This is a genomic window from Mycobacterium sp. NAZ190054 (assembly GCF_001545925.1).
In the GTDB taxonomy this organism is placed as follows: domain Bacteria; phylum Actinomycetota; class Actinomycetes; order Mycobacteriales; family Mycobacteriaceae; genus Mycobacterium.
The window spans coordinates 1-9,313 of the sequence record NZ_LMVQ01000139.1 but is presented as its reverse complement, the minus strand read 5'-3'; the positions used below and the strand labels follow the sequence as shown (position 1 = coordinate 9,313).

General features: G+C 67.1%; 11 protein-coding genes, 1 tRNA gene and 2 pseudogenes. 7 read left to right on the top strand and 7 right to left on the bottom strand.

Annotated elements, in window-relative coordinates; all coding sequences use genetic code 11:
• Positions 1-118: 118 nt before the first annotated feature.
• Positions 119-358 (top strand): annotated as a pseudogene (locus ASJ79_RS32155) (non-canonical purine NTP pyrophosphatase); the annotation flags it as partial.
• On the opposite strand, the pseudogene ASJ79_RS11815 reads toward ASJ79_RS32155, so the two are convergent.
• From ASJ79_RS11815 to ASJ79_RS32150, 4 genes and pseudogenes are all read right to left on the bottom strand, one after another.
• Positions 355-1,491, bottom strand: a pseudogene (locus tag ASJ79_RS11815) (acyltransferase family protein); the annotation flags it as partial. The pseudogenes ASJ79_RS32155 and ASJ79_RS11815 sit on opposite strands and share 4 nt — an antisense overlap.
• A gap of 40 nt (positions 1,492-1,531) precedes the next feature.
• Entirely contained in the window at positions 1,532-1,876 is a 345-nt protein-coding gene (locus ASJ79_RS11810; protein ID WP_067955309.1) for a DUF3817 domain-containing protein, read from the bottom strand.
• A complete protein-coding gene (locus ASJ79_RS11805) occupies positions 1,873-2,277 on the bottom strand; it encodes a hypothetical protein (RefSeq protein WP_067955307.1) in 405 nt (134 codons plus the stop codon). The genes ASJ79_RS11810 and ASJ79_RS11805 overlap by 4 nt, the downstream gene beginning before the upstream one ends.
• On the bottom strand, positions 2,258-3,037 hold the full coding sequence (locus tag ASJ79_RS32150) for an LAGLIDADG family homing endonuclease (RefSeq protein ID WP_067955316.1): 780 nt from the start codon (positions 3,035-3,037) through the stop codon (positions 2,258-2,260). The genes ASJ79_RS11805 and ASJ79_RS32150 overlap by 20 nt, the downstream gene beginning before the upstream one ends.
• Before the next feature lie 75 nt (positions 3,038-3,112).
• Here ASJ79_RS32150 and ASJ79_RS11795 point away from each other — a divergent pair.
• Positions 3,113-3,198 (top strand) — tRNA-Leu (locus ASJ79_RS11795).
• 158 nt (positions 3,199-3,356) lie between these two features.
• A complete protein-coding gene (locus tag ASJ79_RS11790; RefSeq protein ID WP_067955305.1) occupies positions 3,357-4,340 on the top strand; it encodes a hypothetical protein in 984 nt (327 codons plus the stop codon).
• A 23-nt stretch (positions 4,341-4,363) separates the two neighbouring features.
• Here the strand turns inward: ASJ79_RS11790 and ASJ79_RS11785 are convergent, their stop codons facing one another.
• Positions 4,364-4,615, bottom strand: coding sequence for a hypothetical protein (locus ASJ79_RS11785; protein ID WP_067955303.1), 252 nt, complete (start codon positions 4,613-4,615; stop codon positions 4,364-4,366).
• 198 nt (positions 4,616-4,813) lie between these two features.
• Between ASJ79_RS11785 and ASJ79_RS11780 the strand changes: the two genes are divergently transcribed.
• Entirely contained in the window at positions 4,814-5,686 is an 873-nt protein-coding gene (locus tag ASJ79_RS11780; protein WP_067955301.1) for an alpha/beta fold hydrolase, read from the top strand.
• A gap of 1 nt (position 5,687) precedes the next feature.
• Here the strand turns inward: ASJ79_RS11780 and ASJ79_RS11775 are convergent, their stop codons facing one another.
• Complete coding sequence (locus tag ASJ79_RS11775; protein WP_067955299.1) at positions 5,688-5,960, bottom strand: WhiB family transcriptional regulator; 273 nt, start codon at positions 5,958-5,960, stop codon at positions 5,688-5,690.
• Between the two features lie 106 nt (positions 5,961-6,066).
• Between ASJ79_RS11775 and ASJ79_RS11770 the strand changes: the two genes are divergently transcribed.
• Positions 6,067-6,693 carry a TetR/AcrR family transcriptional regulator gene (locus ASJ79_RS11770; protein ID WP_231750826.1) on the top strand — a complete coding sequence of 209 codons (627 nt, stop codon included), beginning with the start codon at positions 6,067-6,069 and terminating at the stop codon, positions 6,691-6,693.
• A 5-nt stretch (positions 6,694-6,698) separates the two neighbouring features.
• Here the strand turns inward: ASJ79_RS11770 and ASJ79_RS11765 are convergent, their stop codons facing one another.
• Positions 6,699-7,538: a helix-turn-helix transcriptional regulator gene (locus tag ASJ79_RS11765; RefSeq protein ID WP_082753789.1), complete on the bottom strand. Its 840-nt coding sequence runs from the start codon at positions 7,536-7,538 to the stop codon at positions 6,699-6,701.
• Positions 7,539-7,615: 77 nt separating this feature from the next.
• On the opposite strand from ASJ79_RS11765, the gene ASJ79_RS11760 reads away from it, so the two are divergent.
• Together ASJ79_RS11760 and ASJ79_RS11755 are read left to right on the top strand one after the other, a co-directional pair.
• Positions 7,616-8,878, top strand: coding sequence for an amidohydrolase family protein (locus ASJ79_RS11760; RefSeq protein ID WP_156448388.1), 1,263 nt, complete (start codon positions 7,616-7,618; stop codon positions 8,876-8,878).
• A 93-nt stretch (positions 8,879-8,971) separates the two neighbouring features.
• Positions 8,972-9,313, top strand: a 342-nt coding sequence (locus ASJ79_RS11755; protein ID WP_197420174.1) for a saccharopine dehydrogenase NADP-binding domain-containing protein, incomplete at its 3' end; no start/stop codon positions are given.

The window sequence follows — 9,313 nt, the reverse complement described above, 5'->3', positions numbered from 1 at the left end:
CCCGTGCCGTTCCGCACGGTGTTCCGCCACCGCGCCTACCGCGCGGCGCTGTTCTCCAATTTCGCGACCGGGTGGGCGTCGTTCGGGCTGCGCATCGCGCTGGTGCCGCTGTTCGTCGTCGAGGTGCGCGCTGGTCTTCGGTACCGGGGACGGTGAGTCGGTGGTGGTGCGCGGCGTGTGGCCGGGCAGCATCGTCCGCGAGGTCCGCGGTGACGGCGGATTCGGTTACGACCCGGTGTTCCTGCCCACCGGTTCGGCGAGGACAGCCGCCGAGCTGAGCCCGGCGGAGAAGGACGCGTCGTCGCACCGGGGCCGCGCGCTCGCCGCGCTGCTGCCGTCGCTGCGCTCCCTGATCTGAGGTCGCGTGATCCGGTGCAGCAGCCAGGCCACCGGGATGGTCAGCAGCAGCGTGGCCGCGATCAGAACCGGCATCGAACCGGTGAACAGCGGCCAGGACAGCACCAGGTGCATCGTCAGCGCCATCACGGCGACGTGGACCAGGAAGATCTCGTAGGACATCTCGCCGAGCCACACCATCGGTCTGCTGGCCAACACCCGCGCGTACGAATCCCGGCTGCCGAGCGCCACCGGCGCCACGGCGAGCGTCGCGATCACCGCGTACAGAAGTGACTTGACGATCGGTGTCCAGGCCGGATCCGGTCCGGCCAGCGTGCCGCCGAGCGGGGTCGACACGGCCAGGAACAGCACGGCGGCCGCCGGGATCGCGACGATCGCGGCGCAGCGCGCACCGATCGCCTCCAGCACCGCCAGCGCCATCCCTCCGGCGAACCAGGCCAGATGGGCCGGCAGCCACATCCCCGCCGAGTTCGGCAAGACCTCCGTGGTGTTCACCACGGCCAGCCACACCGGTGTCACCGCCGCGAGGAACGCGATCCCGGCGAGCGCTCGCGCCGGTCGCCACTGACCGCGGCAGAGGACCCGCAGCACCAGGAACGCCAGCAGCGGGAGAGCGACGTAGAACGACACCTCGACGGCCAGGCTCCACATCTGAGACAGGCCAGGGTGCAGCAACGTCACCAAGTAGTCGTCGATGTAGATCTGCGTGAAGGTCAGATGACGCAGCAACCCGTGCCAGGTCTGCCCGGGGTTGGGCCCCGGGTCGAAGACGGTGTAGATCTCGAAGACCGCGACCACGGTGACGACGTAGGCGGGCACGATCCGGCGCCACCGGTTCCGGCCGTAGCGGCTCACCGACGGCGGGTGACGGCGCCCCGCGGCAGCCCGCACCCAGGGGCGGAACAGCAGGAAGCCCGACAGCACGAAGAAGAACGCGACGCCGATCTCCAGGCGGCCGTACATGGCGCCGAGGTAGCCGTGTGTGAGGTAGCCGGTCGCGAACGCCGCGTGGGTACAGACCACCAGTAACGCAGCGACCGCCCGCAGACCGGTGAGGGCGGGATCTCTCGTGGATGCGTGGCTGTGCGGGCCCGCCGAGGCGGCGCCGCAGCGCACGCCGGGGCTGGCTGACACCGCACCGAGTGTAGCTATCGGTGCGCCCGGCGAACTCCGCTCAGAGACCGAACTGTGACTTGATGTTCTGGGTCTGGAAGTGCTCGACGATGATGCCGACCAGCGGGACGGTGCCGGCCAGCAGGATGCCGACGGTCTTGGCGATGGGCCAGCGCACCTTCACGGCGAGGTTGGCGGTGAACAGGAGGTAGACGAAGTACACCCAACCGTGCACGACCGCGATCCAGCCGAGCGAGTCGTCGTTGAACGCGTACTTCATCACCATCTCGTAGCAGAGGGCGATCAGCCACAGACCGGTGGCCCAGGCCAGGACGCGGTATCCGGTCAGCGCCTTGCGGATGGCCTCGACGGGGACGAGCGGAGCGGGGGATTCGGGTGCGGTCACGTACCGGTTCCTCTTGTCTGCTGGTTCTTCTGGTCGTCGTCCGCCCTGGCCAGTTCGGCCAGATAGGCGTTGTACTCCCGTAGGGTCGGGTCGGCCTCCGGGTCGGCGCCGGGCCGGCGTGCCGGCTGCGGTCGCTCCGGCAGCAACCCGGCCGGGATCTCGGTGACAGTCTCCTGCGGATGGGGGTCGGGCGGGGCTTCTTCGTAGCGGACGAACTTGTAGTACGCATAGAAGCAGAATCCGGCGAACAACGGCCACTGCATCGCGTAGCCGAGGTTCTGGAAACTGCCCGAGGTCGACTCGTAGCGGGTCCACTGCCACCACGCCAGCGCGAGGCAGCCGGCAGCGGCGGCGGTCACCAACAGGATGAGCGCCGGCCTCCTACGCCGTGTAGTGGACACGGTTCAACGGTACCGCGACATCCTTCGGCCCGATGAATTCGTCCAGGCGGGCGGTCGCGGCCTTGCGGTAGATGGAGACGATGTAGGCAGAGGATCGCCGCCACGGGATGCCGAGGCGGTCGAGCGCCGCGGTGAACAGTCCGATGATGTCCTCAGAGCGGTTGCTGAAGTGGTATCTCACGCTGAGGACACCGCGGTCATTGGCGACGACGCGGCAACCGTCACTGTGGATCAGCCCCAGGACGAACTCCTCCGTCTCGCGGTCGACGATCTCTTGTTGCCATGGCTCCAGCGCAATCTTCCGATGGTGCTTGCGTCCGGGTCCGTGCTGAGGAAGCAGGCACGGCCAGTGGTTGGAGTAGTGGCAGACCTCGACACAGTTGCCTTTTCTCTTTACCAAGGCAGCGCGCTGCCGCGGCATGACAGCGTCGATCGCTTGGCGGCATCGCTCGATGATCGCCGGGTACTTGGTGTCGCATGCGATACGTAGCCGCCACGCCCGGCCACCTCGCGAGATGCAGCCGTCTCCCAGGTAAACGCCGAGGAGGTAGGCATACGGAGCTTGGGGTAGCGAGCCGAAGTCATGGAGAACCCCGCAGGACGACGCTGCGCCGGGACGTGTCAAGCTCCGGGGAGGTTTACGACGCCAGTCTCGGACGGTGGGTCTAGGTATCCCGGTCTGACGAGCGATGGCGCAGTCGTTCAGCCCTGCTGCGATCAGCTGCCTGACGTTCTCGAACTCGTCGACGGACCTCGTCATGGCCTGCTCCCTTATCGTCAACGCCAATCTAGAGACAGGTTCCGACATGTTGAGGTTGGTACGATGACTCCCACTGCGGGCGTGGCGGAAGGGAAGACGCGCGGTCTTTAGGTGTCCGTGTTCGAAAGAGCGTGGGGGTTCGAATCCCCCCGCCCGCACCATTGGTTCTCCGTAATCAACTCTGGCTGAACATATTTCGCTTCTGGCCACATGGATCACCTGTGAACGGTGGCATCGCGCACTCAAGTTGTCGGAGCGTCGTCGCACACTCGTCCCCAAGAAGCGCACCGCACGGTGCGTCCTGACAAAAGGGGGCGTCATGAAGCACTGGGGAGAATTCGTCGTCGTCGAGAACGGCGACTGGCAGGCGTACGACTGGCATTGGGCGAGCCGCCGGATCCTTGACATGTTGATCGGTGGACCGGAGTTGGCGTTGCGCCACATCGCGTCGTTCCGGCGGTCCGACGAGCGCGACTTCTACGGCGTGATACCGGGAAGCGGCGGAGCGGTGATCGATCTCGACCGCAACCGATTGCTGTTCTGCGGCGACGAACTGATGGACCGGGTGCCGACACGGCGAGTTCTGCTACCGGCTCTTGCGACGGTGTGGGCGGGATTCCAGGTGGGATGGGCGTACGGCGGAACCCGTGAACTCGCGGGCTATGTCGGGGAGGACTGTCCGCCGACAGACCTGGCTCCCGAGCCGCTGATCAACTTGGTGACAAGTCGGTACTGGCCGTGCCAGGTGATCTCCGTCGTCGGGGCCGACGGCAGCGTGCGGTTCTGGCCGGTGTCCGAGTACTGGTATCCCGAGGCCTACGGCCCATCCCTGCTGGACGCGCTACCCGGTCGAGGACGCGCCAGGGTGGCGCTGAAGGTCCTGCCGACGGGCGGGGTGCACATCGATCCCGGCCTCAAGTCCGTCGGGGTGTGGAGAACCCGGGATGTGGCGGCCATGCTCGACGCGGAGCCGGCGATTTGGCCGGGATGGCACGTCGAGTTCTGGGAAGACCGGTACGAGGAGCAGGTGGCCCGGTGCGGCGACGGGCTTCGCGTGCCGCCGTGGGATCTGCGCGCCGAGATCGACGAGGTTCGCGACTCGATGCGCCAGCGTATCTTCGGAAGCGACTGGGAGAGCCCTGCCGCCGAAGTCGTCGAGCTCCTGGCCGTGTTGCGTCGGTTGGCGCCGGACTTCGCGGTGCGTGACGACGAGGTCGTCGCAGGCATGATCAGGCCATCCCGCCAGCAGTGGGAACGGTTCCTGGCGGCGTGCGGCAGCGCAGAAGAAGCGTCGGCGGCGTGAAGAAGCGCCGACAGGGCGGCGCGTCAGGCGGAGAACTCAGCGGGAGCCGGCGCGACGTCGCCGGACTGGTTCCGGAAGCACAGGATGCTCGCGGTGAAGCTCACCACCGCGACGGCTCCGGCGAAGAGGGCGATGAGGTTCTCCGACAGAGTCCAACTCGCCACCGCGAACGCCAGGGAGATGATCGCGGTGATGATCAGAAAGAGCCCAGTGGTGGCGACGGTCTCGTTGAACGGGTCGTCTGAACTGGCGGTGCCTTCGGCCCTGTCGGCCATGACGTCTCCTTCTCGATGCGCTGAACTGGGCCGTTAATTACCCCGCCGTAAGCCCGCGAAACCTTTCACATCGACACGTTCTCGTGGCGCCGCTCACCCGCTGCCCGGGCATGTTGCGATGCGCACGGCAGCGCGTACCGGCTGGGATGCTCTGCGAACATGGCGGGTAATCCGTCACGGATGGGGGACATAGGGCACATGAGCGACCTCAAGTACCTGGATCTGCACGGCGATCGCGTCGCCTACCGAGACGTGGGGTGCGGCGACGAGACCTTGCTGCTGCTGCACGGGATGGCCGGCAGCTCCGAGACGTGGCGCGCGGTGCTGCCTCAACTGTCGAAGCGACATCGGGTCATCGCACCGGATCTGCTCGGTCACGGGCAGTCCGCCAAACCGAGAAGCGACTACTCGCTGGGCGCGTTCGCCGTCGGTCTGCGTGACCTGCTCGACGAACTCGGCATCACGCGGGTCACCGTCGTCGGTCAGTCGCTCGGGGGCGGGGTGGCCATGCAGTTCGTCTACCAGCATCCCGACTACTGCCAGCGCCTGGTGCTGATCAGCAGCGGGGGCCTCGGTCAGGATGTCGGCTGGACGCTGCGCCTGCTGTCCGCGCCCGGAGCCGAACTTCTGCTGCCGGTCATAGCGCCGCCGCCGGTCGTCCGGGCCGGCAACAAACTGCGCCGCTGGTTCTCCGCGGCGAACATCCAGTCGCCCCGGGGCGCCGAGATGTGGAGCGCCTACTCGTCACTGTCCGATGCGCAGACTCGCCAGGCCTTCCTCCGCACCCTCCGCTCCGTCGTCGACTACCGGGGTCAGGCGGTGAGCGCACTGAACCGGCTCCACCTGACCTCGGATCTGCCGCTGCTGGTGATCTGGGGCGATCAGGACCACATCATTCCCGTCGAGCACGGTTACGAGCTGGAGAAGTTGCGGCCCGGATGCCGACTGGAGGTTCTGCCCGGCGTGGGTCATTTCCCACACGTCGAGACGCCGAGCCAGGTCGTGGAGCTGCTCGAGGACTTCATCGAATCCCCGGGACAGTCCTCGGCGGTCACCACACCCAACCGCTGACTCACCGCCTCGTGGCGGAGAACCCGTTGCGCTCGGCCAGCGAGCGCAGCTGTTTGAGCGCGAACTGCCGGTTGCGGCCGCCCTCGGGCAACACGATGCCTGCCCACAAACCGACGGCGCCGGGCGTCACGCACGCGTCCCGCGCGCACTGCCAGCGCCGCGGGCAGGCCCGGCACAGCGACTTGGCTCCCTCGTCAGCGGTGATCATCCATCGGTCAGGATCGCGCGTGCAGGGCGCGGTCCACGCCTCCTCATCGATACGTATCGAGTTCATGTGACACCGTCCCTTCCTTCCCTTCGCACCAATACGTTTGTACCGTAGAAACAATACCGATGTATTGTCGACTCGGTTGGTGATGGTGTTGTCTACGGTGAACACTGTGGTGTCAGAGGTAGGCGGGGCGGCCGAAGAGGAGCCCAGCAGCATCGAGAGGATCCGGGCAGCGGCGTTACGCAGCCTGGCGGCGAACGGCGCCGCGGCGACCACGATGCGGGGTGTCGCCGCGGCGGCCGGGGTCTCCCTCGGTCTGGTGCAGCATCACTTCGCCACCAAAGCGGGCCTGATCAACGCCGTCGACGAGTACGTGCTGGGGCTGCTCACCACGACGTTCACCCGGCCGCTGTCAGAGCCACCGGGCGATTCCGTCGCCGAGATCGGCAGCAGGATCAGCAGCCTGTTCATCGAGAAACCCGACGTCGCTTCCTACCTGGGTCGCGCCCTGGTAGACGGAAGCCCAGCCGGTGTGAAGATCTTCGACACGCTCTTCGCCGCGGGCGTCGCGCGGTGGCAGCAGCGGCTCGAGCGAGGTGAGCTCCGCCCCGACGTCGACGTCACGTGGGCATCGATCAACGGTCTGGTCCTCGCGCTCGGCGCCATCAGCCTCCGGCCCCACCTCGACCGGCATCTCGAGGAGCCGTTCATCTCACCGACTCAGTTGCAGCGCTGGCAGGGCACCGTCGACTCGTTGTTGCGGGACGGGCTGTTCCGGCGTCCCGGGTCCGACTGACCGGCTCACGAGGCGTCGGCGACCCGCTTGCGGTACGCCGACGGCGTCTCGCCGCAGAACTGCGTGAAGGCCCGCGTGAACGAGCTGACGCTCTCGAAGCCCACCTCGGTCGCGGTCTCCTGCACCGTCTTCGCCGGCCCGGCCAGCAGTGCCATCGCCCGTAACATCCGGGCATGCAACAGGTAAGTGCGCCAAGGTAATCCGAGTGAGTCGGCGAACAGTCTGCGCAGCGTGCGCTCCGACACCGACACGGCGCGGCTGACACCCTCACACGTGGCGGTGTCGAGATGGTTCTTGGTGTAGTCCATCGCCGCGGCGACGATCGGGTGATCCGAGGTAGGCAGGCTCAGGGGCGCCTCGTGGTCGAGCGCTTCGCAGACCAGCGCCGCCAGCGTGCGGAAGAATCCGTCGGAGACGTCGTCGCCGCGATCCCGGTCGATGGGCCAGCGCAGCGCGTAGATCATCATCTCGCGGATCAGCGGTGACACCGCCAGAATCCGGGCCCGATCGCCACCGTCGGGAATAAGGGTGCGGTCGAACATCACCGCCACCGTCTTGACGTCGGGATGCATCACCGCCTGATGCTCGAGGCCGGCCGGGATCCACGCCGCCTGCTGAGGCGGAAGCAGATAGTGCGCCGAATCGGTTTCCACCTCGACGACCCCGTGCAGCGCGTACTCGATCTGGTGCACCTCGTGCGAGTGCCAGCCGGTGATCAACGCGTCACCCTCGTAGAGGTAACTACCGCCGAGCGCGCAACCACCACGGCGCAGCTCGATCACCCGCCGCGGGATCACGTTGGCCGGTTGGGACAAAACTCTGTCCGATGACGCGGAGACGGTCACGCTGTCAGACGGTACTACTTGAGGTACGCAGGCGCGGACGCCGGGAGCCCGCGGCGCGAGGAGCACGAAGGAGCACGGTGAACAAAGACGACTTGATCCTGGTGAGCATCGACGACCACGTGGTGGAACCGCCCGACATGTTCCTGCGGCACGTGCCCGCCAAGTACAAGGAGGAGGCGCCGATCGTCGTCACCGACGAGAAGGGCGTCGACCAGTGGATGTACCAGGGCAGGCCGCAGGGGGTCAGCGGCCTCAACGCGGTGGTGTCCTGGCCCGCCGAGGAGTGGGGCCGTGATCCCGCCGGGTTCGCGGAGATGCGCCCCGGGGTCTACGACGTGCATGAGCGGGTGCGGGACATGAACCGCAACGGGATCCTGGCCTCGATGTGCTTCCCGACGTTCACCGGCTTCTCCGCGCGTCACCTCAACATGCATCGTGAAGAGGCCACGCTGGTGATGGTGTCGGCCTACAACGACTGGCACATCGACGAATGGGCGGGTTCATACCCGGACCGGTTCATCCCGATCGCGATCCTGCCGACGTGGAACCCCGAGGCGATGTGTAAGGAGATCCGCCGGGTGGCCGCCAAGGGCTGCCGCGCGGTGACGATGCCCGAACTGCCGCATCTGGAAGGACTTCCGAGCTACCACGACGACGAGTACTGGGGCCCGGTGTTCCGCACCCTCTCCGAGGAGAACGTGGTGATGTGCCTGCACATCGGCACCGGGTTCGGCGCGATCAGCATGGCGCCCAACGCGCCGATCGACAACCTGATCATCCTGGCCACCCAGGTCTCGGCGATGTGCGCCCAGGATCTGTTGTGGGGCCCGGCGATGCGCAACTACCCGGATCTGAAGTTCGCGTTCTCCGAGGGCGGCATCGGCTGGATCCCGTTCTACCTGGACCGCAGCGACCGGCACTACACGAACCAGAAGTGGCTGCGCCGCGACTTCGGGGACAAGCTGCCCAGCGATGTGTTCCGCGAGCACTCGCTGGCCTGCTACGTCACCGACAAGACCTCGCTGAAGCTGCGCCACGAGATCGGAATCGACATCATCGCCTGGGAGTGCGACTATCCGCACTCGGACTGCTTCTGGCCGGATGCGCCCGAGCAGGTGCTCGCCGAGCTGAATGCCGCCGGCGCCTCGGATTCCGACATCAACAAGATCACGTGGGAGAACTCCTGCCGCTTCTTCAGCTGGGATCCGTTCAAGCTGACGCCGAAGGAGCAGGCCACCGCCGGCGCATTGCGCGCCAAGGCGACCGACGTCGACGTGTCGATCCGGCCCCGGGCCGAGTGGGCGCGGCTCTACAACGAAAAGCAGTTCGCGCGGGCATAATTCACTTTGCGCAGCCGCCGCAACGCGCCCCGGAAGCCACGGACCCTTCGAAATCGGCGGACGTGTTCGCCGTGATCCGGGTAGCGTCGGCGCATGCGGGTCGGCCGCGAGCTCGACATCGTGCTCTTCGGGGCCACCGGGTCCGTCGGCTCGCTGACGGCCCGGTATCTCGCCGCCGCCCGGCCGGACGCGCGTATCGGTCTCGCGGGCCGGTCGGAGCAGCGGTTGGGTGCGTTGCGCGACGCGCTGGGTGCGGGGGCCGCGGACTGGCCCCTGCTGAGCACGGACCTGACCGATCCGGCACGGCTGGCGCAGATCGTCGCCGGAACCGGGCTGGTGGTCAGCACGGTCGGTCCGTACGGCGTCCACGGTCTGCCGCTGGTGGAGGCGTGCGCCTCGACGGGCACGGACTACGTCGATGTGGCCGGGGAGATC

Excerpts from the sequence above, each read along its gene's own strand:
- ASJ79_RS32150 (WP_067955316.1), bottom strand. The coding sequence starts at position 3,037 with ATGACGAGGTCCGTCGACGAGTTCGAGAACGTCAGGCAGCTGATCGCA.
- ASJ79_RS11790 (WP_067955305.1), top strand. The coding sequence starts at position 3,357 with ATGAAGCACTGGGGAGAATTCGTCGTCGTCGAGAACGGCGACTGGCAG.
- ASJ79_RS11785 (WP_067955303.1), bottom strand. The coding sequence starts at position 4,615 with ATGGCCGACAGGGCCGAAGGCACCGCCAGTTCAGACGACCCGTTCAAC.
- ASJ79_RS11780 (WP_067955301.1), top strand. The coding sequence starts at position 4,814 with ATGAGCGACCTCAAGTACCTGGATCTGCACGGCGATCGCGTCGCCTAC.
- ASJ79_RS11775 (WP_067955299.1), bottom strand. The coding sequence starts at position 5,960 with ATGAACTCGATACGTATCGATGAGGAGGCGTGGACCGCGCCCTGCACG.